Origin of the sequence: Paraburkholderia sp. JPY465, assembly GCF_050436725.1 — a bacterium.
Classification (GTDB): Bacteria; Pseudomonadota; Gammaproteobacteria; order Burkholderiales; family Burkholderiaceae; genus Paraburkholderia; species Paraburkholderia youngii.
In genome coordinates this window covers 1645904-1672627 of the sequence record NZ_JBNDMT010000002.1, presented here as the reverse complement: position 1 = coordinate 1672627, position 26724 = coordinate 1645904, and the positions used below count along the sequence as shown (strand labels likewise).

Here is a 26724-nt window from a genome sequence, read left to right as displayed (position 1 = left end):
AACCGAAATTGCAACGCCCGACGCCTCAGTGACGTTCGAAGCGCGAATCCCCACCTCATCCGACGAAGCCGTGAGGAACGGCTCCAGCCCGAATAGCCACGCGAAGCAGAATGCGACCCGCGTCAGTGCTCGCACTGATGGCTGCGGCGGGTCTTCGTTGGCGTCATCGAGCGACGCGGGCGACGCGGCTGGCAGGGGTTGGGGCGGGATTAACTCGGCTGCGCTGTGGTCGGTTCGCATGATCGTTCTCGTTATTGGATAGGGCGTGGAAGCCGAGTCGGAGCAAGCGACATGCCAATGAGTGTCGCGAAACACAGGCAGCCGAAGGCCGCCCAAAAACAAAAAAGGGTTCCGGAATTCGGAACCCTTTCTTCAATACTTTGGTGGGCCGGGTGGGGTTCGAACCCACGATGTCCTTTCGGAGGTGGATTATGAGTCCACTGCCTGCAACCAACACGGCGTCCAGCCCAAGAAAAAGACCCGGTCGTGAAGGCCGGGCCCGTTTCGTCGATTGGCCGACATACTACACGAAAAGGGGCCTCCGCAACCGCTTCGCTTCCGCGAAACGACCGGGAGGCCCCTTAATCGCATCATTTGCGGCGAGCCGCGGCCGTCGACGTCAATTGCCTTCGAGGAACGACTTCAGCTTGTCCGAACGGCTCGGATGACGCAGCTTGCGCAGCGCCTTCGCCTCGATCTGACGAATCCGCTCACGCGTCACGTCGAACTGCTTACCGACTTCTTCGAGCGTGTGATCGGTGCTCATCTCGATACCGAAACGCATGCGCAGCACCTTCGCTTCGCGCGGCGTGAGCGAGTCGAGCACATCCTTCACGACGTCGCGCATGCTCGCGTGCAACGCCGCATCCGCCGGGGCGACCGTGTTCGTATCTTCGATGAAGTCGCCCAGATGCGAATCGTCGTCGTCGCCGATCGGCGTTTCCATCGAGATCGGCTCCTTCGCGATCTTCATGATCTTGCGGATCTTGTCTTCCGGCATTTCCATCTTCTCGGCCAGCGTTGCCGGGTCCGGCTCGAGACCGGTTTCCTGCAGAATCTGGCGCGAGATGCGGTTCATCTTGTTGATCGTTTCGATCATGTGAACCGGAATCCGGATCGTGCGCGCCTGGTCGGCGATCGAACGCGTAATGGCCTGGCGAATCCACCACGTCGCATACGTGGAGAACTTGTAGCCACGACGGTATTCGAATTTGTCCACCGCCTTCATCAGGCCAATGTTGCCTTCCTGAATCAGGTCGAGGAACTGCAGACCGCGGTTCGTGTACTTCTTCGCGATCGAGATCACGAGACGCAGGTTGGCCTCGGTCATCTCGCGCTTCGCCTGACGCGCCTTCAGTTCGCCGGCCGCCATCTGACGGTTGGTTTCCTTCAGGTCCTTCAGCGGCAGCACCACGCGCGCCTGCAGATCGAGCAGACGCTGCTGCTGTTCGCGAATCGCCGGAATGTTGCGCGTGAGGATCGCGCTATATACATGCCCCTCGGCTACGATCTTGTCGGCCCATTCGAGGTCCGTCTCGCTGCCCGGGAAACGCGCGATGAATTCCGCGCGCGGCATGCCGCACTTGTCGACTACGGTATGCAGGATCTGACGCTCGACCTGGCGCACTTCATCGACCTGCGCGCGCAACGTGTCACACAGATGCTCGACGGTACGCGCGGTGAAGCGGATCGTCATCAGCTCGTTCTGGATGGTTTCCTGCGCCTTCAGGTACGACTTGGACTTGTAGCCTTCCTTCTCGAACGCGCGACGCATCTTGTCGAACCATTCGCTGATCAACGCGAATTTTTCGAGCGACGCGCGCCGCAGCGCTTCGAGTTGCGCGGCGTTGGCGGTGGCTTGCGCCGAGCCGTCGTCCTCTTCCTCGTCCTCTTCGTCCTCTTCCTCGGCTTCCTCGTCTTCGTTCTCGATCGCTTCCGCTTCCTGGGCGGAGAAGCCGTCGGCGTCTTCCGCGTCGGCGTCGATCAGACCGTCGACGAGTTCGTCGATGCGCACTTCGTCATTGGCGACGCGCTCGGCCATCGCGAGGATGTCGGCGATCGTGGTCGGGCACGCGGAGATGGCCATCACCATGTGCTTCAGGCCGTCTTCGATGCGCTTGGCGATCTCGATTTCGCCTTCGCGCGTAAGCAGCTCGACCGTGCCCATTTCGCGCATGTACATGCGCACGGGATCGGTGGTGCGGCCAAATTCGGAGTCGACGGTGGACAGCGCGACTTCGGCTTCCTCTTCGACTTCATCGTCCGACGAAGCCGCGGGCGCGTTGTCGTTGAGCAGCAGCGTTTCAGCGTCAGGGGCCTGTTCGTAGACCGCGACGCCCATGTCGTTGAACGTGCTGATGATGCCTTCGATCGCCTCGGTCTCGGTGAAGTTGTCCGGCAGGTGATCGTTGATTTCAGCGTACGTGAGGAAGCCGCGCTCCTTGCCGAGTTTGATCAGCGCGCGCAGCTTGGAGCGACGCTCCTCGAGCTCCTCCACCGTGCCAGGCTGCGACGACGCGAACGCATCCTTCAGCAGCGCTTTTTCCTTTGCACGACGGTCGCGAGCCTTGACCTTTTCCACCTTGCCCGGTGCGGCGGCAGCGGTTTCTTCGGCCTGGGTTGCATCGTCATCGACGGGTACTTCATTCAGCTTTTTCGTCATGGAGTTCGCCGTACCGGCTGTAGTCTCGACCCCCGGCTGTTGGACAACAGCCGGATGAACCGTGGATACTGAAGTCACGCGCGCTGCCGCATCGTCCTTAACGGCAGCCGCTTCCCTTGCGCTTCTGACACCCGCCCGCTTGGCAGCCGGCGGTGCTACAGCTTTCGCCGCCCGAACCGGTGCGGCCTGCGCGGCCGCAGTGGTCGACGACTTCTTCCCGGCAGCTGGTGCAACGCTGACAGCAGACGTCCTTTTGGCGGATGCAGTCAGCCTGGCTTCGGTAACTTTTCCGGTGCGCTCTTTAGCGCGTGAGCCAGTTGTCTGATTTCCGCCTGTCGTCTTTGCCATCGCATCGCCTTTCGCCTTTGCTAGGAAAACCCTTGAAAAAACAAACCGCTAGAAACTTTTGATTATAGCACCCGAGGTTTTGCCCTCTCCGCTACAGACCGAGTTGACGCTTCATGTCGGCCCGCTTCCGGTTGAGCTCCGAAAACTCGGCAAACTCTTCCGGCGTATGTCGTGACTGTCGCGAAAGCTGTTCGAGACGATCGCAATAAGCGTCGTATCGCATCTTCAAAATTGCGGCCTTCAACTCCTCGCCGACGATTCGTTCCTGCTCGCGCCGCTCCTCGATGACGGCCGCGTCCTGCGGGTCTTTCAGCAGCAAATCCCGGACGTTTTCATCATAGTCTAGAATTTTGCGAAAGATTTCCTCGAAAGTTGGGGCGTTCGCGCCATTTCGCAAGAGATCTGACAACAACTGGAACGCCGCCGAATCGCCGAGGGCGCGCGCGTGCGTCGTCACTTCCGCGAACAGTTCGCCGTGCCGGGTCACGGTGAGCAGGGCCTCTTCGGCCTCTTCGTCGAGCATCGCGACCGTGCGCGGATACATCACCAGGTTGCGCAGCGTCTTTTCCTCGATTCCGGTCACGCTGCGGCGGTCCTTGCGGGCCGGCGCCTCGCGCGCCGCGGCCGCAATCCGGGCATCGACTTCGCAAAGCGCCGCCACTTCGCTGAACGGCACATCGAGCCGGTCGGCGAACATATGCATGATCTGCGCTCGCAGCGCGTTGGCCGGCAACGCCTGCAGCAGCGGCTTCGCGTCGAACAGCGCGCGGGCTTTGCCCTCGGGCTGATCGAGCTCCTTGCCGGTCAGTACCTCGTTGAGCATGAACTGCGACAGCGGCATCGCCCGTTCGACCTGCTCGGCGAAAGCCTCGGTTCCGAACTCGCGCACGTAGCTGTCGGGATCGTGCTCGCTCGGTAGGAACAGGAAACGGATCGTGCGGTTGTCGGCGGCATGCGGCAGGCACGCATCGAGCGCACGGCGCGCTGCACGCCGGCCGGCCGCGTCGCCGTCGAAACTGAAAATGACCGTGTCGGTCTGGCGCATCAGTTTCTGCACATGAATCGGTGTGCAAGCGGTGCCGAGGGTCGCGACCGCGTTCTGGAACCCCAACTGAGCCAGCGCAACCACGTCCATATAACCTTCGACGACCAGCACGTAGTGCTGCTCTCGAATCGCCAGACGCGCCTCGAACAGCCCGTACAGCTCGCTGCCCTTGTTAAATAGCGGCGTTTCGGGCGAATTCAAATATTTCGGCTCGCCGCCGTCGAGCACGCGGCCGCCGAAGCCGACCACCTGCCCTTTGACATTGCGGATCGGGAACATGATCCGCTCGCGGAAGCGGTCGTAGCGGCGGTTCTGACCCTGCGCGTCCGACTTTTCGCTGACGATCACGAGGCCCGCTTCGACCAGCGCGTCGTCGCGATAGTTCGGGAACGCCGCCTCGAGGTTTTGCCAGCCTTCGGGCGCATAGCCGAGACCGAAGCGCGCGGCGATTTCGCCGGTCAGACCGCGCTTTTTCAGATACTGGATCGCGCCCGGCGCACCGCGCAGTTGCTTGCGGTAGTAGTCACAGGCGATCTGCATGAGATCGGACAGCGCTGTGGTGACAGCCTTCGACGCCGCCGGCACGTAGCCGCCGCCAGCTCCGCCACCACCGCCATATCCGGGCGAAGGCTCGTTCGGCACGGTGAGACCGACCGATTGCGCGAGCTCGTTGACCGCTTCGGGAAACGACGCCCCCACGTGTTCCATCAGGAAACCGATGGCCGTGCCATGCGCACCGCAGCCGAAGCAGTGATAAAACTGCTTAGTCGGACTAACCGTAAACGAGGGACTCTTCTCGTTGTGAAACGGGCACAGCCCCATGAAGTTCGCGCCGCCCTTTTTCAGCTGCACATACCGGCCGACCACGTCGACGATATCGACGCGGTTGAGCAGGTCCTGCAGGAATGACGGTGGGATCACAGTAAATAACGCTGCCTGGAAAGCTTCAAAATCCAAGCCCGGAGTCCGGGCTCGACACCGCGGCCAAGCCCCGCGCCTCGCCTTCCGGAGGGGCGCGCGACCCGGACAAATCGACAGGGTTACTTCGCGAGCGCGGCCTTGACCTGCGCGGAGACGGCGGTCATGTCGGCGCGGCCGGCCAGCTTCGGCTTCAGCACGCCCATCACCTTGCCCATGTCCTGCGGGCCGGCAGCGCCAGTCTGCGCGACCGCCGCCTGCACTTCGGCAACGATTTCCGCTTCGGACATCTGCTCGGGCATATAGGCGGAAAGAATGGCCAGCTCAGCCTTTTCCTTGTCCGCGAGATCCGTGCGTCCGGCGGCCTCGAACTGGCTGATCGAATCTTTGCGCTGCTTGATCATCTTGTCGACCACGGCGGTTATGCCGGCATCGTCGAGCGTGACCCGCTCATCGACTTCACGCTGCTTGATCGCGGCGAGCAGCAGGCGGATCGTACCGAGACGCTCGGTCTCGCGCGCCCGCATGGCAGCTTTCATATCGTCGTTGATCCGGTCCTTGAGACTCATCACTCACCTGAATTGCGTTGAAAAGTTGAAAAACCGGCCGGTCGATGGCGGCGATACCGCCGCATCAGCACGAAAACCCGCTTGGGACTTCTTCCTCAAGCGGGTTGGCGCAATATGCGTAGTGGATGCGACCCTGCCGGCTGGCCCGATGGGCCGGGTTTGCCGTGATGGCACTGTGGTGCCGCCATCGGCTGGGATGCTGCCGCGCCGCGTACAGCGGGGCAACGCCAGAATCAGTAGAGCTTTTTTGGCAGCATCTGGCCACGCAGACGCTTGAAATGACGCTTCACCGCCGCCGCTTTCTTGCGCTTGCGTTCGGCTGTGGGTTTCTCGTAAAACTCGCGAGCGCGAAGTTCCGTCAGTAAGCCGTTTTTCTCCATGGTGCGCTTGAAACGGCGCATGGCGACTTCGAACGGCTCATTGTCTTTTACGCGGATAGTCGTCATTTTTCAATAACGGAACTTTGTAAAGGTTCAGGAGTATAGCAGAGCTTTCTCACAAAGCCATTGCGCCGTCAAGCCCCCCGGGCATATTCGGCGGCCGCCTCTCCGGCCGCGACACCCGACGCCCACGCCCACTGGAAGTTGTAGCCGCCGAGCCAGCCGGTCACGTCGACCGCCTCGCCGATGAAGTAGAGGCCCGGCACCCGCGCGCTCATCATCGTCGTCGATGACAAACCGCGCGTATCGACGCCGCCGCGCGTCACTTCGGCCTTGCGATAACCCTCGGTGCCGTTCGGCGTGAGCGTCCAGCGCGACAGCGCCTCACCGATGCGGCGCAGCGACTTGTCCGGCAAATCGGCGACGCGGGCCTCGGCGGCCACCTGGTGCGTGTCGAGCCACACGTGCGCGAGCCGCTGCGGCACCCACTCCGACAGCAGATTGCCAATCTGCCGCTTAGTGCCGTTTTTCGCGTCGATCAGCGCGACCGCGGCGTCGCGCTCCGGCAGCAGATTGATGTGAATCGGCTCGCCGGGCTGCCAGTAGCTCGATATCTGCAGCACCCCCGGACCCGACAGGCCGCGGTGCGTGAGCAGCAGATCTTCGGTGAACTCCGCGCCGGTCTTCTTATTGCCGGTCGACAGCTGGACTTCGAGCGACACGCCCGACAGCGCCGCAAACGGCTCCCAGTCGGCGGGCGCGAAGGTCAGCGGTACCAGCGCGGGGCGCGTGTCGATCAGCTTGTGGCCGAACTGCTTGGCGATTCGGTATGCGAAATCGGTCGCGCCGATCTTCGGGATCGACAGACCGCCCGTAGCGATCACGAGCGCACGGGCGGCGATCGTGCCCGCCGTCGTGCCAAGCAGGAACCGCCCTTCTGCGTCCTGGCGCACTTCTTCGACGGACAGCGGCGTGCGCCATGCAACGCCACCGGCGTCGCACTCGTTTTTGAGCACGTCGATGACCGCGTCGCTCGACTGATCGCAAAACAGTTGGCCCTTGTGCTTCTCGTGCCATGTCACGCGATGCTGCTTCAGCAGCGCCATGAAGTCGCGCGGCGTATAGCGTGCAAGCGCCGAGCGGCAAAAATGCGGATTCGCCGACAGATAATTGGCCGGCCCCGCATACAGATTCGTGAAGTTGCAGCGGCCGCCGCCGGAAATGCGGATTTTTTCCGCGAGACGCTGCGAGTGGTCGATCAGCGTCACACGCCGACCAAGTTGACCGGCAACTGCAGCGCACATCATGCCGGCCGCGCCCGCGCCGATCACCGCGATATCGTAGGATTCCATGGGGCCGCATTGTACCTGCCGGACCCTCGCGCCCATGCCCGTGCGCAGCCGGCCGCCAGCGGCCGCTTGTGCGCGCTGGTATACTTTCAAGCTTACCTTTTACTTTCGGACGCGCGTCGCGCGCGCCCGTCCCAAGCGATTCATCATGCTCGTTCTCGGCATCGAAAGCTCCTGCGACGAAACCGGTCTCGCGCTCTACGACACGGAGCGCGGCCTGCTCGCGCACGCGCTGCATTCGCAGATTGCGATGCATCGGGAGTACGGCGGCGTCGTGCCGGAGCTTGCATCGCGCGACCATATCCGCCGCGCGCTGCCGCTGCTCGAAGAGGTGATGGAGCGCGCTGGCGTCGCGCGCGGCGACATCGACGCGATCGCCTACACACAAGGGCCCGGGCTCGCGGGCGCGCTGCTGGTCGGCGCGAGCGTCGCCAATTCGCTGGCGATGGCGTGGAACAAGCCGACCGTCGGTATTCACCATCTCGAAGGGCATTTGCTGTCGCCGCTGCTCGTCGACGAGCCGCCGCCGTTTCCATTCGTCGCGCTGCTGGTGTCGGGCGGCCATACGCAGCTAATGCGCGTGACGGACGTCGGCGTCTACGAGACGCTCGGCGAAACGCTCGACGACGCCGCCGGCGAAGCCTTCGACAAAACCGCCAAGCTGCTGGGCCTCGGCTATCCGGGCGGCCCAGAAGTCTCGCGCATGGCCGAGTTCGGCACACCCGGCGCGGTCGTGCTGCCCCGCCCGATGCTGCATTCCGGCGACCTCGATTTCAGCTTCAGCGGCCTGAAGACCGCCGTGCTCACGCACGCCAACCGGCTGGGCGGCGCAAACATCTGCGAGCAGGCCAAGGCCGACCTCGCGCGCGGTTTCGTCGATGCCGCCGTCGAAGTGCTGGCCGCGAAATCGCTCGCCGCGCTCAAGCGCACGAAGCTGAACCGGCTGGTGGTGGCGGGCGGCGTCGGCGCGAACCGGCAGTTGCGCGAAGCGCTGTCGGCCGCCGCGCAGAAGCGCAATTTTTACGTGCACTATCCCGACCTGTCGCTGTGCACGGACAATGGGGCGATGATCGCGCTGGCCGGCGCGCTGCGTCTGCAACGCTGGCCCGAACAGGCCGTCAACGACTACGCGTTCACCGTGAAGCCGCGCTGGGATCTGACGTCGCTCGCGCACTAACCCGGCGCCGCAAGACGATAAAAAAGCGGCTTTTTCATGGGTTCAATGCTTTTGCAACGAACGGCGTAGACCGACACAGAACGTATCAGGCCAGGCGCTTGTCCTGCTCGATCATCGCATAAGCGCTGTGATTGTGAATCGACTCGAAGTTCTCGGCTTCGAGCACATACGCGACGATGCGCTCGTCGGCGTTCAGACGCTGGGCAACGTCGCGCACGAGGTCTTCGACGAACTTCGGATTTTCATACGCGCGCTCGGTAACAAACTTCTCGTCCGGACGCTTGAGCAGACCCCACAGCTCGCACGACGCTTCTTCCTCGGCGATGCGGATCAACTCTTCGACAGCGACGTCGCCGATGAGCTCGGCATCGATCGTCACGTGCGAGCGCTGGTTGTGCGCGCCGTACTGCGAGATTTTCTTCGAGCACGGGCACAGGCTCGTGACCGGCACCAGCACCTTCAGAAACAGCCGCGTCGCGCCATGGCGGGTCTCGCCGGTCAGCGTGACTTCGTAGTCGAGCAGGCTCTGCACGCCCGACACCGGCGCGGTCTTGTTCACGAAGTAAGGGAATGACACTTCGATGCGGCCCGCCTCGGCCTCGAGCTTATCGAGCATGGCAGCGAGCATCGTGCGGAACGTGGCCGGTTCGAGCGGCGCCTTGTTCTCTTCGAGCAACGCGACGAAGCGCGACATGTGCGTGCCCTTCTGCTCGGCCGGCAGATGCACGTCGAGATTCCACGTGCCGACCGTTGGCTGCACTTCACCGGCTTGCGTGCGGACCGTCAACGGATGACGCACGCCCTTCACGCCGACCCGCTGGATCGGAATCTGGCGCGTGTCGGGGGTGCTTTGCACGTCGGGCATCACGAAGGCGGGATTCATCTGATTCATTCTTTTGTCCTTTCTGGAAAGCGCCTGGCTGCGTCAAGGTCTCGCTGCATCGGCGACCATCGCGCAGCGAGCTCGAAGCGCCCAGCGGCCGTGCAGATCAGCGCGCGCAACGGCGAACGCCGGCTGCCGCCGGCGTTGGGTGACGGGCCGCAGGACCCGTCGATTCAAACTGGAGATTGCCGAAGCCGCCGTCGCATGACGGCGGCATGAGTCGTACCGCGGCGGCACGACAGGCGACAGCGCCTTAAGCGACGCGCTTCACCGACGACTGACCGCCGACCGCGCCGCTTGCGAGGAAGCGTTCGCGAATCGACCGGGCGATACCCGCGGCGTCGAGACCGCACGCGGCGAGCAGCTTGGCCGGGTCCCCGTGATCGATGAACCGATCGGGGAGGCCCAATTGTAGTACGGGGCGCATAACCCCACTTGCGAGCAGGGCTTCGACGCAGGCCGAACCCGCGCCACCCATGATGCAGCCTTCCTCGACGGTGACGATCGCGTCGTGCGTCTCGGCCAGCTTGCGCACGAGTTCGGTGTCGAGCGGCTTCACGAAGCGCATGTTCGCGACGGTGGCGTCGAATTGCTCGGCGGCCGCGAGCGACGGCGCGACCATCGTGCCGAACGCGAGAATCGCGATGCGCTTGCCAGCCGGCGCCGACGTCTCGCGACGCACTTCACCCTTGCCGAGCGGCAACGCGGCCATCTGCTTGACGGTTGCGACACCGGTACCCGCGCCGCGCGGGTAGCGCACAGCGGTCGGATGCGACTGCTGCAACGCGGTGTACAGCATCTGACGGCACTCGTTTTCGTCCGACGGCGCCATCACGGTCATGTTCGGGATACAACGCATGAACGCGAGGTCGTACGCGCCCGCATGCGTCGCGCCGTCCGCACCGACGAGACCCGCGCGATCGATGGCGAACACCACCGGCAGGTTTTGCAGCGCGATGTCGTGAATCAACTGGTCATACGCGCGTTGCAGGAAGGTCGAATAGATCGCGACGACCGGCTTCATGCCGTCCGCGGCGAGGCCGCCCGCGAACGTCACCGCGTGCTGCTCGGCGATGCCGACGTCGAAGTAACGATCCGGGAAGCGCTTTTCGAACTCGACCATGCCCGAGCCTTCACGCATCGCCGGTGTAATGCCGACCACGCGCGAGTCGAGCTCGGCCGCATCGCACAGCCATTCGCCGAACACCTGCGTGTAGGTCTTCTTCGACGGCGTCGCGGCCGGCTTGATGCCCTCGGCCGGGTTGAACTTGCCCGGGCCGTGGTACAGCACCGGATCGGCCTCGGCCAGCTTGTAGCCCTGGCCTTTCTTCGTGACCACGTGAAGGAATTGCGGCCCGCGCAGTTCCTTGATGTTTTGCAGCGTCGGGATCAGCGAATCGAGATCGTGACCGTCGATCGGCCCGATGTAGTTGAAGCCGAACTCTTCGAACAGCGTGGCCGGCACAATCATGCCCTTCGCGTGCTCCTCGAGCTTGCGCGCGAGATCGAGCACCGGCGGCGCAACCCGCAGCACGCGCTCGACGCCCGCACGCGCGGCCGCGTAGAAGCGCCCCGACATCAGACGCGCGAGATGGCGATTCAGCGCGCCGACCGGCGGCGAGATCGACATGTCGTTGTCGTTGAGGATCACGAGCAGCGGGACGTCGTCTTCGACGCCCGCGTTGTTCATGGCCTCGAAGGCCATGCCGGCCGTCATCGCGCCGTCGCCGATAACCGCGATACCCATGCGGTTGTCGCCCTGCAGCTTGCTCGCGATCGCCATGCCGAGCGCGGCCGAGATCGACGTGCTCGAGTGCGCGGTGCCGAAGGTGTCGTATTCCGATTCGTCGCGTTTCGGGAAGCCCGAGATGCCGCCCAACTGACGCAGCGTGTGCATCTGGTCGCGACGACCGGTCAGGATCTTGTGCGGATAGGTCTGATGGCCTACGTCCCAGACGATCCGATCGTGCGGCGTGTCGAACACGTAATGCAGCGCGATGGTCAACTCGACCGTGCCGAGGTTGGACGAGAGATGGCCGCCCGTCTGCGATACGCTGTCGAGCACAAAGGCGCGCAACTCGTCGGCAAGCGGTTGCAATTGACGGCGATCGAGGCGGCGCAGGGCTGCCGGGTCGTCGATGGTTTTCAGCAAGTCGTACATCGTCGTTCCATTGTAGGAAAACTTACGCGCCCGCACTTCATTCATGCACCCCGGGGATGGAGGGTGCGCGGCGGCGGGCTTTCGCGTTCAGCTGACCCGGTTCACCACCAGGTCGGCCAGTTCGGCAAGACGCTGTGCGCGAGCGCCGAACGGTGCAAGCGCGGCGTGAGCGTCGCTGCGCAGTTGCGCCGCGAGCGCGCGCGACGCGTCGAGCCCGATAATCGACACGTAGGTCGGCTTGCCGTCCTTCGCGTCCTTGCCGGCGGTCTTGCCAAGCGTTGCGGAGTCGGTCGTGACGTCGAGAATGTCGTCGACGACCTGAAACGCGAGACCGACCGCGGCGGCGTAGGCGTCGAGCGAAGCCAGAGCCTGCGCGTCCGGCGTCTCGCCAGCCAGTGCGCCCATGCGCACGGCCGCGCGCAGCAGCGCGCCGGTCTTCATGCGATGCATGGTCTCGAGTTGCGGGCGGGTCAGCGTGTGGCCGACGCTCGCCAGATCGATGGCCTGCCCGCCGCACATGCCGATCGAGCCGCTGGCGAGCGCGAGTTCGCGCACGAGCGAGGCCTGCTGCGGCTGGCCCAATACGTCGGACGTGAGCACGACGAATGCCTGCGATTGCAGCGCGTCGCCGACCAGCAGCGCGGTCGCTTCGTCATACTTGACGTGGACCGTCGGCTTGCCGCGGCGCAGTTCGTCGTCGTCCATGCAGGGCATGTCGTCGTGCACGAGCGAGTACACGTGGATCATTTCCAGCGCCGCCGCCGCCGCATCGAGGCGTTCGGCGCGCGCGCCGGTCAGCTCGCCGGCCGCGTGGCACAGGAGTGGCCGCACCCGCTTGCCGCCACCCAGCACCGCATAGCGCATCGCCTCGTGTAGCTTGGCGGGTTCGGTCGTCTCGGCCGGCAGATAGTGTTCCAGAGCCGTTTCGACGCGTTCGAGCACCGAGCGCGTCCATTGTTCGAATGTCATAGGTCGTCCCCGCTCTCAGTCGCGGCTGTGCCTGCGGTATTCATGGGCAGCGGCTTGAGGGTCTCGCCATCGAGGACCCGCACCTGCTGCTCGACCTTTTCGAGCTGCTGTTGACAGAATGCGACAAGTGCCGCCCCGCGACGGTACGCGGCCAGCGATTCCTCGAGGCTCAGGCTGCCGCCTTCCATGCGCGCAACGAGCTCTTCCAGCTCCGTCTGCGCTGCCTCGTAATTCTCCGGCAGCGGCGCGCTGTCGCCGCTTTCGGCTGGCGCGGCGGCGGAATCGTTCGATGCGGTCTTCGCCATGAATAGTCGCAAAATTAAAACAAGTCGGACATTCTACGGCAAAAGCGACATTTTCGATCCGCTCGAAGGCCTGCGCTCCGCCGTGCCACCTTGCTTCGAGCCTGTCCGATGTCCACCTTTGCCCCGCTTCGACCCTGAAGTCTCGCAGAAAAAAAGCTCGAGGTCTGCGGCGAAAATGCCGAACTTTCTTGACATTTTTAACCCAAATCAGGGACTTAAGTGTCCCTGTCACAGGGAAACGGGTATAATCGCGGGCTCCCTAAATCGAATCTTCGATGGTTGGGTTGTTCACTGCTTTCACGTCTTCATCGGGAGTGGGAATGTCCAATCTGAGCAATGCATTGCAGTTGCGGTCTGTTCACAGCCAGCTGCCAGTCACGGCTTACTTTGACGAAGCGCTTCTTACGCGCGAAATCGACACCCTTTTCAAGAAAGGTCCTCGCTACATCGGCCACGATCTCATGGTGCCCGAAGCGGGGGATTATTTTGCCTTGCCCAGCGAACGCGAGGGGCGGGTACTCGTCCGTAACCAGCAGTCGCAAGTTGAGTTGCTGTCGAATGTGTGCCGCCACCGGCAAGCCATCATGCTCAACGGCCGCGGGCAGACGCAGAACATCGTCTGTCCGCTGCATCGCTGGACGTACGACCTGAAGGGCGAGCTGCTCGGCGCGCCCCATTTCGCCGACAACCCGTGCCTGAATCTCGGCTCCACGCCGCTGCAGAACTGGCAGGGTCTGCTGTTCGAGGCGCAAGGTCGCAACGTCGCAAAAGATCTCGCACGCCTCGGCACCAAGCGCCACTTCGACTTCTCGGGCTTCATGTTCGATCACGTCGAAGTCCACGAGTGCAACTACAACTGGAAGACCTTCATCGAGGTCTATCTGGAGGACTATCACGTCGCGCCGTTCCATCCGGGCCTCGGCAGCTTCGTCAATTGCGATGATCTAACCTGGGAGTTCGGCGACTGGTACAGCGTGCAGACAGTCGGTGTGCACAAGGCGCTCGAGCAACCGGGAAGCCCGACGTATCGCAAGTGGCATGATGAAGTGCTGCGCTTTCGCGACGGCAATCCGCCCGAGTTCGGCGCGATCTGGATGGTGTACTACCCGGGCATCATGATCGAGTGGTATCCGCACGTGCTGGTGGTGTCATGGCTGATTCCGCGCGGTCCGCAGAAGACCACCAACGTGGTGGAGTTCTATTACCCCGAGGAAATCGCGCTGTTCGAGCGCGATTTCGTCGAAGCCGAGCGCGCCGCCTATATGGAGACGGCCCGCGAAGACGACGAGATCGCCGAGCGCATGGACGCCGGCCGTCTCGCGTTGATGGAGCGCGGCGAGTCGCAGGTCGGTCCGTATCAGAGCCCGATGGAAGACGGCATGCAGCACTTCCATGAGTTTCTGCGGCGCGAACTCGGCACGATCTGATCCCGCCGCTTGGCGCATCGATCGACTCAACGAAAGACGGGCTTCGACCCGTCTTTTTTTGTTTAGACTAACGACATAGACCGGCGATTGCGCCAACCGCGTGAACGACGCGGCCCGCAGCCGCCATCGCCCGTATCGAGGAGACGCTCATGCCCCACACTCATTACACCACCCTGATCTCCGCGACCAATCTTGCCGAGCGGCTCACTGCCGCGCCGGGCAGCGTGTTCGTGATCGACTGCCGGTTCGACCTCGCCGATACCGACGCGGGGGAGAAAGCCTGGCTGGCTGGCCATCTGCCGGGCGCGCACTATCTGCATCTCGATCGCGATCTGTCCGGGCCGAAGAACGGCTCGAACGGCCGGCATCCGCTGCCCGATCGCGCGCGGCTCGTCGAAACGCTCGAGTCGCGGGGGCTGAAGCAAGGTCAACAGGTCGTCGCATACGACGCGCAAGGCGGCATGTACGCGGCGCGCGTCTGGTGGCTGTTGCGCTGGCTCGGCCACGACGCGGTCGCGCTGCTCGACGGCGGGCTGCAGGCATGGGAAGCGGCTGGCCAACCGCTGACGCAGGCCGTACCCGCGCAGAATACCGGCGACTTCAAGGCGGCCGCGCCGCTCGCGGTGACCATCGATAGCCAGGCGATCGAGCGCAACCTCGACTCGAAGGAGCGAATCGTCGTGGATGCGCGCGCGCCCGATCGCTATCGCGGCGAAAACGAGACGCTCGACCGCGTCGGCGGCCATATCCCGGGCGCGCTGAACCGCTTCTTCAAGGACAACCTGACCGCCGACGGCCGCTTCAAGCCGGCGCACACTCTGCGCGAGGAATTCCATGCGCTGCTCGGCGACACGTCGCCGGAGCACGTGGTGCTGCAATGCGGCTCGGGCGTGACCGCCTGCGTGAATTCGCTCGCGATGGAGGTTGCCGGCCTGCATGGCTCAGCGCTGTACCCGGGCTCGTGGAGCGAGTGGAGTTCCGATCCGAAACGGCCGGTGGCGACCGGAGCGAACCCCTGAGCACTTGCCGCGGCGAGTCGTCATCAGACAAAAAGGCCGTTGTCGATTCGAAGCGGCAACGGCCTTTTTTTATCGGATTTATCGCTAGAGAAACAAACACATGAGGGTTTCAAGCAACCCCATGTTGCTTGAACCACACGAGCGTGCGACGCCAGCCATCCTCGGCATCGGCCTTCTTGTAGCTCGGACGGTAGTCGGCGAAAAACGCGTGACCTGCGTCGTCATAAACGACGAACTGCGAGCCGCGTCCCGCTTGCGGCCCTTGCGCGATCGCCTGCTTCATCTGCTCGAGCGTGTCCTGCGGAATGCTTTGATCCTGGCGTCCATACAGGCCGAGGACGGGCGCATGCAGGTCGGCGACGAGATCGAGCGGATTGGCCGGCGTCATCGCATTCTTCGCGCCGGTCACGCGACCATACCAGGCGACGCCCGCCTTCACGCGCGGATTGTGCTCCGCATACAGCCACGAGATGCGCCCGCCCCAGCAAAAGCCGTTCACGCCGAGCCGGTTCAGGTCGCCGCCGTTCTCGCCGGCCCACGCAGCGGCCGCGTCGAGGTCAGCCAGCACCTGCTCGTCGGGCACTTTGCTGACCAACTGCTCGTTGAGTTGCTGCATGCTCGTGTAGGCGGTCGGGTCGCCCTCGCGCTCGTACAGGTTCGGCGCGATCGCCAGATAGCCCTGCTTCGCGAAGCGCCGGCACACGTCGGCGATATGCTCGTGGACGCCGAAGATTTCATGCACGACGAGGATCACCGGCAGATGCGTCTTGCCCTTCGGCTGCGCGCGATAGGCCGGTATCAGCGTACCGCCCGAATGGAACGCCACTTCCCCTGCTTCGAGGCCGTCGCTGTCGGTATGAATGGCCTGCGCCGAGACTGGCAGCACCGCTGCCGCGAAACCAGTGCCGAGCGCCGCCTTCATGAAGGTGCGCCGATCGAAGGAAACGTGCGGAATCAGACAATCAACTTCAGGCTTCAGCATGGGGCGCTCCTCGAAGAATTGTTAGAGGCAACAGGATACGCCTTGCGCGCATCCCGTTGCAGATTCAACTGAGCAGAACGTCCGCCCGCGCCGATGCAGTCAGTGCAGCTTGACGCGCGGCAGCGTGGTACGGCGCAACCAATGCGCGAAGGTGTCGAGCATCATGCGCGGATAGCCGTGCAGCGCCGCGATATGCAGCCGGTACAGCGACATGTACATGAAGCGCGCGAACAGCCCTTCGATCAGCATATTGCCGCCGATCACCCCGCCCATCAGATTGCCGACCGCGCTGAAGTGTCCGAGCGAGACCAGCGAGCCGAAGTCGCGATAAGTGAACTCCGGTAGCGGCCTGTTCTCGAGGCGCGCCGCCAGTCCCTTCAGCAGAAAGCTCGCCTGCTGATGCGCGGCCTGCGCGCGCGGCGGCACGTTGCGCTCGTTGCCCGGCCACTCGCAGGCCGCGCAGTCGCCGAGCGCGAAGATGTTGTCGTCGACCTCGGTTTGCAGCGTGCGGCGCACCACCAGCTGGCCGAGCCGGTTGACCGGCAAGCCGTCGAGCTGGCCGAGCACCGCCGGCGCCTTGATGCCCGCCGCCCACACGGTCAGGTCGGCCCGCACTGTGTGACCGCTCGCGGTGCGGATGTAGCCCGGCGCAACCTCGGCCACGGTCTCGCCGATCATCAGCTTCACGCCGAGCTTGGTCAGCAGTTCGGCGGTGGCCGTGGAAACGCGTTCCTGCAACGCGGGCAAAATGCGCGGCCCCGCCTCGATCAGCACGATGCCGACGTCATGCCGCGGATCGAGCTTGTGCAAGCCATATGCGGACAGCACTTGGGCGGTATTACGCAACTCCGCCGATAACTCGACCCCCGTCGCGCCGCCGCCGACAATCGCCACCTGAATGCGCGGCTCGCTGGACGTCCACGTGCCGGGTCCCGGTCGCGACTCGACGGGCTGGTGCGCCTGATGTTCGGCGCGCATGCACGCCGCGATGAGCCGCTTGCGGAAACGCTCTGCCTCGCTAACCGTATCCAGCGCAATCGAGAATTCGGCCGCTCCCTTGACGCCGAAGAAGGCCGTGGTACTGCCGATAGCGATGACCAGCGTGTCGTACTCGAGCACACGTTCGGGCAGCAGTTCCGCGCCGTCGTCGTCGAGCACGGTGCCGAGCGTGATGCGCCGGTTCGCGCGGTCGAGTGCGGTCAGATCGCCTTGCTGGAACTCGAAGCCATGCCAGCGCGCCTGCGCCGCGTAAGGGAGCTCCTGCGTGAACGGGTCCATGCTGCCCGCCGCCACTTCGTGCAGCAACGGCTTCCAGATATGCGTCGGAAAGCGATCGACCAGCGTGACCTGGGCCTGCGCGCTGCGCCCCTTCTTGCCGGCCCCGTAGCGATCGCCAAGACGCGTCGCCAGTTCCAGTCCTCCCGCACCTCCGCCAACGACGATAAATCGATGCATTGCACTTCTCCGTGTAGCCGATGAATTATCTGTCGCGACGCGGCGCATGAATGCGCCGTCCTGAACCGATTGTCCTCGACCCGCCAGGGAAGTCACAAGTGACCAATACCCATGTGTGACATGCGCACGACGTTATCGTGCGCGTGTCACGGGCATGTCAATGCGCCTCCTCCCAGTTCAGCCCCGCGCCGACTTCGGCGACCAGCGGCACCTTCAGCGCGGCGACACCGCACATCAGTTCTGGCAGGCGCTTGCGGACTTCGGACAGCTCAGCGTCGGGCACTTCGAGAATCAGTTCGTCGTGCACCTGCATGATCATGCGCGTGCCGATCTTCGAGTCTTCGATCCAGTTCTGCACGGCGATCATCGACATCTTGATGAGATCGGCCGCGGTGCCCTGCATCGGTGCGTTGATCGCGGCCCGCTCCGCGGCCTGGCGGCGCGGACCGTTGCCGCCGTTGATCTCGGGCAGCCACAGCCGGCGGCCGAACACCGTTTCGACGTAGCCCTTCGCCTTCGCGCTCAAACGCGTCTCGTCCATATAGCGAGCGACACCGGGATAGCGCGCGAAATAGCGGTCGATATACATCTTCGCCGCATCGCGCGTGATGCCGAGATTCGACGCGAGGCCGAACGCGCTCATGCCGTAGATGAGACCAAAATTGATGACCTTCGCGACCCGCCGCTGATCGCTCGACACTTCGAGCGGCGTCACGTTGAAGATTTCCGATGCGGTGGCGCGGTGAATGTCTTCGCCCTGCGAGAACGCGCGCATCAGCGATTCGTCGCCGGAGATGTGCGCCATGATGCGCAATTCGATCTGCGAGTAATCGGCGGATACGAGCTTGTGCCCCGGCGGCGCGATGAACGCTTCGCGGATGCGCCGGCCTTCGCCGGTACGCACCGGAATGTTCTGCAGGTTCGGATCGTTCGACGCGAGCCGCCCCGTCACCGCGACGGCTTGCGCGTAGTTCGTATGCACGCGGCCGGTTTGCGGATTGACCATGCGCGGCAGCTTGTCGGTATAGGTCGACTTCAGCTTCGACAGGCCGCGATGTTCGAGCAGGATCTTCGGCAGCGGGTAGTCTTCGGCGAGCTTCTGCAGCACTTCTTCGTCGGTAGAAGGTGCGCCGCTCGGCGTTTTCTTGATGACCGGCAGTTCGAGCTTCTCGAAGAAAATCTGGCCGATCTGCTTCGGCGAGCCCAGGTTGAATTCACCGCCAGCCAGTTCGTACGCCTTGCCTTCGAGCTCGATCAGACGCGTGGCGATCTCGCTGCTCTGCTGACGCAGCTTCTCCGCGTCGATCAGCACGCCGGTGCGCTCCATCTTGCGCAGCACGCGCGAAGTCGGAACTTCGATCTCGCGATACACGTGGTCGAGCGACTTCTCCACGGCGATTTGCGGATACAAGGCCTGATGCAACCGCAGCGTGATGTCTGCGTCTTCGGCCGCATATTCGGCGGCTTTGTCCAGCGCGACTTCGTCGAAGCCGATCTGCTGCGCGCCCTTGCCCGCGACCTCTTCATACTTGATCGTCTTCACGCCGAGATGACGCAGCGCGAGGCTGTCCATGTCGTGCGTGCGATGCGATTCGAGCACATACGATTCGAGCAGCGTGTCATGCTCGACGCCGCGCATTTCGATGCCGTAATTGGCGAGCACCTGTTCGTCGTACTTCAGATGCTGACCGACCTTCTTATGGTCCGCGCTTTCGAGCCACGGCTTGAGCTTCGCGAGCACTTCGTCGAGCGGCAGCTGCACCGGCGCGTCGGGGCCGCGATGCGCGAGCGGCACATACGCGGCGCGGCCCGCTTCGACCGACAGCGATAAGCCGACGATCTGCGCGACCATCGGATCGAGCGACGTGGTTTCGGAATCGAACGAAGTTATCTCGGCCGCATTGATCTTGTCCAGCCACGCGTCGAGCTGCTCCCATGTTTGCACGGTCTCGTAGTGGCGCTCGTGATCGACGGACAACGCGGGCGGCACGTCGGTTTCCGGACCTTCGACCGCGTCGGCAATCTCGACTTCGCGCAGCCACGTCTTGAAGCCGTGGCGCGTGAACACCTCGCGCAACTCTTCGCGCGACTCGGGAAGGCTCGGCAAGCTTTCTTCGATCGATACGATGTGGCCGGTCAGATCGCAATGACGCTCGACTGTGACGAGCTTACGCGCCATCGGCAAGAAGTCCAGCGCACGGCGCAGATTATCGCCGACCGCGCCCTTGATCTCGTTCGCATGCTCGACGATGCCATCTAGCGACTCATATTGCGTCAGCCATTTGACCGCGGTTTTCGGACCGCATTTCTCGACGCCCGGCACGTTGTCGACGGTATCGCCGATCAGCGACAGATAATCGATGATCCGCTCCGGCGGCACACCGAACTTCGCGACCACGCCGTCGCGATCGAGCGTTTCGTTGGTCATCGTATTGACGAGCGTCACGCGGTTCGACACCAGCTGCGCGAGGTCTTTGTCACCGGTCGACACGACCACGTTCATGCCGAGCTTTTCCGCCTCGGTGCACAGCGTGCCGATCACGTCGTCCGCTTCGACACGATCGATCATCAGCAGCGGCCAGCCGAGCGCACGCACCGCGACGTGAATCGGCTCGATCTGACGGGCAAGATCTTCCGGCATCGATGGACGGTTCGCCTTGTACTCCGGATACCAGTCGTCGCGAAACGTTTTGCCCTTGGCGTCGAACACGCACGCGCTATACTCTGCTGTGACTTCCTTGCGCATGCGCCGCAGCATGTTGATCATCCCGTAGAGCGCACCCGTCGGGCCACCCTCGGGGCCGCGTAGATCAGGCATCGCATGGTAGGCCCGGTACAGATAACTCGAACCGTCGACCAACAGCAGGGTCTTACCTTCAAGGCTTCGTTCTTCAGGCATTATGACTAAGAGAAAAGTGATTCCGAGTCTGCGATCGCTCGCAGATCAAGAGCGCGCAACGGCCAAAAAAGCCCGCGCATCGTGGCAGATGTTCACGATTATGGCAGAGTTTATCGAGGCGACCGAGTACCTGTCGGAGATTCGACCGGCGGTCAGCATCTACGGTTCGGCGCGCCTGAAACCGAACTCGCCGTACTACAAACTCGCCACGCAGATCGCGCGCAAATTGTCGGATGCTGGCTTCGCGGTGATCTCCGGCGGCGGCCCCGGCATCATGGAAGCGGCCAACAAGGGCGCGCATGCGGGTAAGGCGCCGTCGGTCGGTCTGAACATCGAGTTGCCGCACGAGCAGTCGGGCAACCAGTGGCAGGACATCTCGTTGCGCTTCCGCCATTTCTTCACGCGCAAGGTTACGTTCGTGAAGAACTCGGACGCGGTGATCGTGATGCCCGGCGGCTTCGGCACGCTCGACGAACTGGCCGAAGTACTCACGCTGATCCAGACCAAGAAGTCGCGCCACGTGCCGATCATTCTGGTCGGCGGCGAGTTCTGGGAGGGTCTGCTCGCGTGGTTCAAGAGCTCGCTGATTCCGATGGGTTTGATCAATCCGACCGATATCGATCTGATGCAGGTGATCGACAATCCGGACCAGGTGCTCGAAGCGGTGCTCAAGTTCTACGAAGACCGTGAAGAAGGCGAAGCGCATCCGGTCAAGTCGGACGAAGACCGGATGTTCTACCTGTGATCGCATGACGCTGCGCGCCTCGCAATACGCGTAGCACGATGCATTGCGCACCCATCAGGTCGCGCACATGGCGGGCAGCCTGCGGGCTGCCCGCTTTCGTTTTGCAGGCTTGCCGTTCGGCGCTAACCTCCCCAGCTTGTACCCGAAGCTCGCGATATGAACAACGACCTCACCTCGCCCGAGGCCGCGCTCGCACCCACGCCAACGTTGCGTGAGATCTTCGGCGGCTTTCTCGGGCTCGGCCTCATTTCATTCGGTGGCGCGTTGCCGCTCGCGCGCCGCGCACTCGTCGAGCAACGCCGTTGGCTGACCAGCGACGAATTCACCGACCTGCTCGGCCTCTGTCAATTCCTGCCCGGCGGCAACGTCATCAACCTATCGGTCGCGATCGGCATGCGCTTTCGCGGCGTGCCCGGTGCGCTGGCCGGTTTGCTCGGCTTGATTGCCGGGCCTTCGCTGGTGGTGATCGGGCTCGGCGTGCTGTACGAACACACGCAGAACGATCCGCACGTGCGTCATCTGTTCGCGGGGCTCGCCGCGGCGGCTTCGGGCCTGCTGATTTCGATGGCATTCAAGATCGTGCTGCCGTTGCGCAACAAGCCGCTCGCCGCGTTGATCGCCGTGCTCGGCTTCGTTGCGATTGCCGTGCTGCGCTTGCCGCTGCTGCCAACGATGCTCGTGCTCACGCCGCTCAGTATTTATCTTGCAGCAAGGAGCGCGCGATGAACGACACGCTCGGATCCCTTGCGGCGATTTTTAGTCAGCTGTCGCTGCTCGCGTTCGGCGGCGGCAATACGATCCTTCCGGAGATGCAGCGGCAAGTGGTCGACGTGCATCACTGGATGCCGGCCAGCGAATTCAGCGCGCTGTTCGCGCTCGCTCAAGCCGCGCCCGGCCCGAACCTGATGATCGTCACGCTGATCGGCTGGCATGTGGCCGGCTGGGCCGGCATGCTCGTCACGTCGATTGCGAAGTTCGGGCCTTCGTCGCTCGTGACGATCCTCGCGCTGCATGCGTGGGACCGCTTCAAGGACCGCCCGTGGCGCCGCTATGCGCAACTCGGACTCGTGCCGGTGACGGCCGGCCTCGTGGCGGCGAGCGCGGCGCTGATCGCGCGCGCGTCGAATCCGACCGCGATAGGGTGGGCGATTACCGCGTTCACGTCCGTGATGGCGACGAAGACGCGGATTCATCCGTTGTGGCTGTTAGCCGCTGGAAGCCTGATCGGGTTGACCGGGTTCGGGCAGGGTTGAACACGCGAGCGTCACCCTGCCTCGGCCCGAGTTACTGAAACGCGACTTCCGCGAAACTCCGCAGCTTGCGGCTATGCAACCGATGCAACCCGTTCATGCGCAGCAATTCCATCGCCTTCACGCCGATCTGCAGATGCTGGTCGACCTGCGCGCGATAGAACTGATCGGCCATGCCCGGCAGCTTCAACTCACCGTGCAGCGGCTTGTCCGACACGCATAGCAGCGTGCCGTAAGGCACCCGGAAGCGAAAGCCGTTCGCGGCGATCGTCGCGCTTTCCATATCGAGCGCGATCGCGCGGCTCTGCGATAGCCGCTGCACCGGCTCGCGATGATCGCGCAGCTCCCAGTTTCGATTGTCGACGCTCGCCACGGTGCCCGTGCGCATCACGCGCTTCAGTTCGACGCCATCGAGTTGCGTGACCTGCGCGACCGCGCGCTCGAGCGCGACCTGCACTTCGGCGAGCGCCGGAATCGGCACCCACAGCGGCAGATCGGCATCGAGCACATGATCTTCGCGCACATAGCCGTGCGCGAGCACGTAGTCGCCGAGACGCTGCGTGTTGCGCAGCCCCGCGCAGTGGCCGAGCATGATCCACGCATGCGGGCGCAGCACCGCGATGTGATCGGTGATGGTCTTCGCATTCGACGGCCCGACCCCGATGTTGACCATCGTGATGCCACTGCCGTCCGCGCGTTTCAGGTGATACGCGGGCATCTGCGGCAGACGCGGCGGCGGCGTGCCCTCCTGCGCCTGCTCGCCGAGATTCTCGTTGTAGGTGACGACGTCGCCGGGTTCGACGAACGACGTGTATTCGCTGCGATACGCGCGCAATTCCGCGTCGTCGGTGCGGGCCATCATGGCGCGGCCGAGCTTGACGAATTCGTCGATATAGAACTGGTAGTTCGTGTACAGCACGTAGTTCTGCACATGCGTCGGCGAAGTCGCCGTGTAGTGCTTCAGCCGATGCAGCGAAAAATCGACGCGCGCCGCCGTGAACAATGCGAGCGGATGCGGCTCGCCCGGCAGCGGCTCGTACGTGCCGTTGACGATGCGGTCGTCGAGCAGCGCGAGGTCAGGTGTATCGAAGATGTCGCGCATCAGGAACAGGCGCTCGCGGTCCAGATCGCCTTCGAGGTGGATGCCCTCGGCGAATGCGAAATGAATCGGAATCGGCTGGTCCGACACGCCGACCTCGATCTGCACGTGATGGTTTTTCGCCAGCAGCCGCAATTGCTCGCGATAGTAGTTACCGAACAGGTCTGGTCGCGTGACGGTCGTCTCGAACACGCCCGGCCCCGCGACGAACCCGTACGAGCGGCGCGAATCGATGTGCGTGTTGACGTCGGTACGCACGCGCACGAACGGATAGCAGGCGCGCACACGATGGTCGAACTGCTCGTTGCGGCGGTAGCGCGCGAACGCATCGCGCAGGAACGACGTGTTCGCCTCGTAGATCGCGGCGAGGCGGGTGACGGCTTCGGCCGCGTCGTCGAAGCCTTCGGTAGGGAAGCTGTTGGCGGGAGTCTGCACCGTGCGCTGATTGATATCGTTGTTCATCATCGTTCACCCTTTTTGATGAGACGACATTACCACGGAACCCGCTATTGCCAAATGTCGGCGGCGACGCTTGCAACAGCGCTCGCGAGAACGCGCGCGTGATGTGCGAAAGCGGCGCAAAATAAGGCTTCGCGCCCGAACGCCAGGCCGGATTTGCTAGAATCCGGGCACCCCATTGGAGAATCACCATGAAGCCGCTCCTTCCCATCGCTGTTGCGCTGGCTCTCGCCTTCGGCAACGCCGCGATGGCTGCCCAGCCCGTCGACGAACCGCCGCCCGCCGGCGTGCCCCAGTCCGCCAATGAACGGGCCGGTCTGCCGGACCTCGCCAAGATCAATCGTCCAGCCGCAGAGGTCAGCTCGAAGGTCGACATCAACAACGTTCCGCGCACGCCGAGCTTTCACGAGGTCAGCCCGAACGGCACCGAAATCACTGAATTCCGCGACAAGGGCAAGCCGGTCGAAATCAACGTGCAATCGAATTTCGGCACGCGCTACCAGATGAGCGCGTCGCCCGACACGTCGCCGACCGTTCACGACAGCGGCAAGCCCAGCACCCGCCTGCCGTCGGTGAATCTCCGCTATTGATCGTTACGAAAGCGGCCCGCCGGCAACGGCGGCCGCGGCGTGGTCGTGACCCGGTTACACCCGATCGCGGCCGCGGCGCGATGAACTTGCGCTGAATGCGGCGACGCGTACATTTCGCCGTTCCGCACTCGTCGCGCGCTGCACCCCATTCGCTTGTCTCACCTCGCACTGGCCGCACAGCGCCAGCCCGAACAACCTGATCCGACGTTTCCGCATGGCCGTCTTCACCGCTGTCAACGAATCCCAACTCGCAGAATGGATGAGTCACTACGATCTCGGCGATGTCGTCGAGTTTCGCGGCATTTCGTCCGGCATTGAAAACAGCAACTTCTTTCTGACGACGACGCGCGGCGAATACGTGCTGACCATTTTCGAGAAGCTGACAGCTGAACAACTGCCGTTCTATCTGGACCTGATGCGGCATCTTGCCGCGCATCGCGTGCCGGTGCCGGATCCGATGCCGCGCCTCGACGGCGCGCTGTTCGGCATGCTGCTCGGCAAACCCGCGACGATCGTGACGAAGCTCGAAGGCGCGCCGGAACTCGCGCCCGGCGTCGAGCACTGCGCCGAGGTCGGCCACATGCTCGCGCGCATGCACCTGGCGGGCCGCGACTATCCGCGTTATCAGCCGAACCTGCGCAGCCTGCCGTGGTGGCGCGAGACCGTGCCGACGATCCTGCCGTATCTCGAAGGCGAGCAGCGCGATCTGCTGGCGTCCGAGCTTGCGCATCAGGAGGCGTTCTTCGCCTCCGCAGATTACGCGGCCATGCCCTCGGGTCCGTGCCACGCCGATCTGTTCCGCGACAACGCGATGTTCGCGCACGCGGCGCCCGAGACCGGCCACGAAGTGCGGCTCGGCGGTTTCTTCGATTTCTATTTCGCCGGCTGCGACAAGTGGCTATTCGACGTCGCGGTCACGGTCAACGACTGGTGCGTCGACCTCGCGACCGGCAAGCTCGACTCCGAACGCACCGAGGCGCTGTTGCGCGCGTATCAGACGGTGCGGCCGTTCACCGTCGAGGAAAACCATCACTGGGGCGACATGCTGCGTGCGGGTGCATACCGTTTCTGGGTCTCGCGCCTGTATGATTTTCATTTGCCGCGCGCGGCCGAACTGCTGAAGCCGCACGACCCCGGTCATTTCGAACGCATTCTGCGCGAGCGCCTGCTGGGCGTCGCGAATCCAGGCATCCATACCCCATGCAACTGATCGAAGTCCCCGCGAAAACCGGCTACGTGTGGTTCCGCCAGGGCATCTGGCTGTTCCGCAAGAATCCGCTCGCTTTCCTGACGCTGTTCTTCACCTATTTGCTGGTGATGACGCTCGTGTCGCAGATTCCGGTGGTCGGCGGCGTGTTGCCGCTGTTGTTCATTCCGGGTGTCGCGGTCGGCTTCATGGCCGCGTGCCGCAACACGATCGCGGGCAAACCGGTGTTTCCGACCATTCTCGTCGACGGCTTTCATTCGTATGGCCCGGTGGTCGCGCGGCGGCTGCTCGTGCTCGGCGCGCTGTATGTGATCGCGATGGCGCTCGTGCTGGCCGGCTCGGCGCTCGCCGACGGCGGCATGCTGCTGAAGGTGATGCTCGGCAACGCGTCGATGGATGAAAACGCAATCGCCAACAGCAATATCCCGCTCGCGGTGATCACCGCGCTCGCGTTCTACGTGCCGGTCGCGATGCTGTTCTGGTTCTCGCCGATCCTCGCCGCCTGGCATGACGTGCCGCCCGTCAAAGCGATGTTCTTCAGCGTCGTCAGTTGCTGGCGCAATCGCGGCGCTTTCATCGTGTTTGCGGCGCTGTGGTTCGCAGTCGCAACGGTCGTGTCGATCGGGCTGTCCGCGCTGATGCAGGCGCTCGGCGCGGCGGACTTCGCGTTTGCGATCCTGATGCCCGCGACGATGATCGTGACGACCATGCTGTACTGCTCGTTCTACGCGACCTATCGCGGCTGCTTCGGCGTGCAGACGCCGCAAACGCCGGATCTGCCGACCACGCCGGCGGCCTGATCCGTCGTTCCCGCGCGGGTGCCGTT

Annotated in this window: 22 protein-coding genes and 1 tRNA gene; 9 read left to right on the top strand and 14 right to left on the bottom strand. The window is 63.6% G+C overall.

Features of this window, described 5'->3' with window-relative positions; translation table 11 throughout:
* Positions 1–381: 381 nt before the first annotated feature.
* The 6 genes from QFZ94_RS09745 to QFZ94_RS09720 form a co-directional block, all read right to left on the bottom strand.
* Positions 382–469 (bottom strand) — tRNA-Ile (locus QFZ94_RS09745).
* A 150-nt stretch (positions 470–619) separates the two neighbouring features.
* The gene (rpoD, locus tag QFZ94_RS09740) at positions 620–3010 is read right to left on the bottom strand and encodes an RNA polymerase sigma factor RpoD (RefSeq protein WP_429456509.1); all 2391 of its coding nucleotides are present in this window, start codon (positions 3008–3010) and stop codon (positions 620–622) included.
* 91 nt (positions 3011–3101) lie between these two features.
* Positions 3102–4976, bottom strand: a complete 1875-nt coding sequence (gene dnaG, locus QFZ94_RS09735) for a DNA primase (RefSeq protein WP_429456507.1) — start codon at positions 4974–4976, stop codon at positions 3102–3104.
* Between the two features lie 119 nt (positions 4977–5095).
* Positions 5096–5542, bottom strand: coding sequence for a GatB/YqeY domain-containing protein (locus tag QFZ94_RS09730; RefSeq protein ID WP_176378918.1), 447 nt, complete (start codon positions 5540–5542; stop codon positions 5096–5098).
* A 233-nt stretch (positions 5543–5775) separates the two neighbouring features.
* The gene (gene rpsU / locus QFZ94_RS09725; protein WP_008919901.1) at positions 5776–5988 is read right to left on the bottom strand and encodes a 30S ribosomal protein S21; all 213 of its coding nucleotides are present in this window, start codon (positions 5986–5988) and stop codon (positions 5776–5778) included.
* A gap of 68 nt (positions 5989–6056) precedes the next feature.
* The gene (locus tag QFZ94_RS09720) at positions 6057–7274 is read right to left on the bottom strand and encodes an NAD(P)/FAD-dependent oxidoreductase (protein ID WP_429456505.1); all 1218 of its coding nucleotides are present in this window, start codon (positions 7272–7274) and stop codon (positions 6057–6059) included.
* 145 nt (positions 7275–7419) lie between these two features.
* On the opposite strand from QFZ94_RS09720, the gene tsaD reads away from it, so the two are divergent.
* On the top strand, positions 7420–8448 hold the full coding sequence (gene tsaD / locus QFZ94_RS09715; RefSeq protein WP_013093004.1) for a tRNA (adenosine(37)-N6)-threonylcarbamoyltransferase complex transferase subunit TsaD: 1029 nt from the start codon (positions 7420–7422) through the stop codon (positions 8446–8448).
* A gap of 85 nt (positions 8449–8533) precedes the next feature.
* Here the strand turns inward: tsaD and folE2 are convergent, their stop codons facing one another.
* The 4 genes from folE2 to QFZ94_RS09695 all read right to left on the bottom strand — a co-directional run bounded on the left by folE2 (position 8534) and on the right by QFZ94_RS09695 (position 12766).
* Complete coding sequence (gene folE2, locus QFZ94_RS09710; RefSeq protein WP_429456503.1) at positions 8534–9340, bottom strand: GTP cyclohydrolase FolE2; 807 nt, start codon at positions 9338–9340, stop codon at positions 8534–8536.
* Between the two features lie 244 nt (positions 9341–9584).
* Positions 9585–11492 carry a 1-deoxy-D-xylulose-5-phosphate synthase gene (gene dxs / locus QFZ94_RS09705; RefSeq protein ID WP_176123306.1) on the bottom strand — a complete coding sequence of 636 codons (1908 nt, stop codon included), beginning with the start codon at positions 11490–11492 and terminating at the stop codon, positions 9585–9587.
* Positions 11493–11579: 87 nt separating this feature from the next.
* Positions 11580–12461 carry a polyprenyl synthetase family protein gene (locus QFZ94_RS09700; RefSeq protein ID WP_368584113.1) on the bottom strand — a complete coding sequence of 294 codons (882 nt, stop codon included), beginning with the start codon at positions 12459–12461 and terminating at the stop codon, positions 11580–11582.
* Entirely contained in the window at positions 12458–12766 is a 309-nt protein-coding gene (locus tag QFZ94_RS09695; RefSeq protein WP_090808406.1) for an exodeoxyribonuclease VII small subunit, read from the bottom strand. Before QFZ94_RS09695 ends, QFZ94_RS09700 begins: the two co-directional genes overlap by 4 nt.
* A gap of 320 nt (positions 12767–13086) precedes the next feature.
* On the opposite strand from QFZ94_RS09695, the gene QFZ94_RS09690 reads away from it, so the two are divergent.
* Positions 13087–14193: an aromatic ring-hydroxylating oxygenase subunit alpha gene (locus tag QFZ94_RS09690; RefSeq protein WP_368584114.1), complete on the top strand. Its 1107-nt coding sequence runs from the start codon at positions 13087–13089 to the stop codon at positions 14191–14193.
* Between the two features lie 149 nt (positions 14194–14342).
* Positions 14343–15212, top strand: coding sequence for a sulfurtransferase (locus tag QFZ94_RS09685; protein WP_410848815.1), 870 nt, complete (start codon positions 14343–14345; stop codon positions 15210–15212).
* A 109-nt stretch (positions 15213–15321) separates the two neighbouring features.
* Here QFZ94_RS09685 and QFZ94_RS09680 read toward each other — a convergent pair whose 3' ends face one another.
* The 3 genes from QFZ94_RS09680 to polA all read right to left on the bottom strand — a co-directional run bounded on the left by QFZ94_RS09680 (position 15322) and on the right by polA (position 20548).
* Positions 15322–16194 (bottom strand): dienelactone hydrolase family protein, encoded by an 873-nt coding sequence (locus tag QFZ94_RS09680; RefSeq protein WP_429456500.1) that lies wholly within the window; start codon positions 16192–16194, stop codon positions 15322–15324.
* A gap of 99 nt (positions 16195–16293) precedes the next feature.
* Positions 16294–17649, bottom strand: coding sequence for an NAD(P)/FAD-dependent oxidoreductase (locus tag QFZ94_RS09675; RefSeq protein WP_410848814.1), 1356 nt, complete (start codon positions 17647–17649; stop codon positions 16294–16296).
* A 157-nt stretch (positions 17650–17806) separates the two neighbouring features.
* Positions 17807–20548: a DNA polymerase I gene (polA, locus tag QFZ94_RS09670; RefSeq protein WP_410848813.1), complete on the bottom strand. Its 2742-nt coding sequence runs from the start codon at positions 20546–20548 to the stop codon at positions 17807–17809.
* A 1-nt stretch (position 20549) separates the two neighbouring features.
* Here polA and QFZ94_RS09665 point away from each other — a divergent pair, with 1 nt between their 5' ends.
* The 3 genes from QFZ94_RS09665 to QFZ94_RS09655 all read left to right on the top strand — a co-directional run bounded on the left by QFZ94_RS09665 (position 20550) and on the right by QFZ94_RS09655 (position 22546).
* Entirely contained in the window at positions 20550–21293 is a 744-nt protein-coding gene (locus QFZ94_RS09665; protein WP_368584119.1) for a TIGR00730 family Rossman fold protein, read from the top strand.
* Between the two features lie 156 nt (positions 21294–21449).
* Entirely contained in the window at positions 21450–22019 is a 570-nt protein-coding gene (locus QFZ94_RS09660) for a chromate transporter (RefSeq protein ID WP_429456497.1), read from the top strand.
* Entirely contained in the window at positions 22016–22546 is a 531-nt protein-coding gene (locus tag QFZ94_RS09655; protein WP_429456495.1) for a chromate transporter, read from the top strand. Before QFZ94_RS09660 ends, QFZ94_RS09655 begins: the two co-directional genes overlap by 4 nt.
* A 31-nt stretch (positions 22547–22577) precedes the next feature.
* Here QFZ94_RS09655 and QFZ94_RS09650 read toward each other — a convergent pair whose 3' ends face one another.
* Positions 22578–24104 carry an AMP nucleosidase gene (locus QFZ94_RS09650; protein ID WP_368584187.1) on the bottom strand — a complete coding sequence of 509 codons (1527 nt, stop codon included), beginning with the start codon at positions 24102–24104 and terminating at the stop codon, positions 22578–22580.
* Positions 24105–24292: 188 nt separating this feature from the next.
* Here QFZ94_RS09650 and QFZ94_RS09645 point away from each other — a divergent pair, with 188 nt between their 5' ends.
* The 3 genes from QFZ94_RS09645 (at position 24293) to QFZ94_RS09635 (ending at position 26698) form a co-directional block, all read left to right on the top strand.
* Positions 24293–24691, top strand: coding sequence for a hypothetical protein (locus QFZ94_RS09645; protein ID WP_013092991.1), 399 nt, complete (start codon positions 24293–24295; stop codon positions 24689–24691).
* Between the two features lie 214 nt (positions 24692–24905).
* Positions 24906–25901 carry a homoserine kinase gene (locus QFZ94_RS09640; RefSeq protein WP_176107219.1) on the top strand — a complete coding sequence of 332 codons (996 nt, stop codon included), beginning with the start codon at positions 24906–24908 and terminating at the stop codon, positions 25899–25901.
* Positions 25892–26698, top strand: coding sequence for a BPSS1780 family membrane protein (locus QFZ94_RS09635; RefSeq protein ID WP_368584122.1), 807 nt, complete (start codon positions 25892–25894; stop codon positions 26696–26698). The genes QFZ94_RS09640 and QFZ94_RS09635 overlap by 10 nt, the downstream gene beginning before the upstream one ends.
* Positions 26699–26724: the final 26 nt, after the last annotated feature.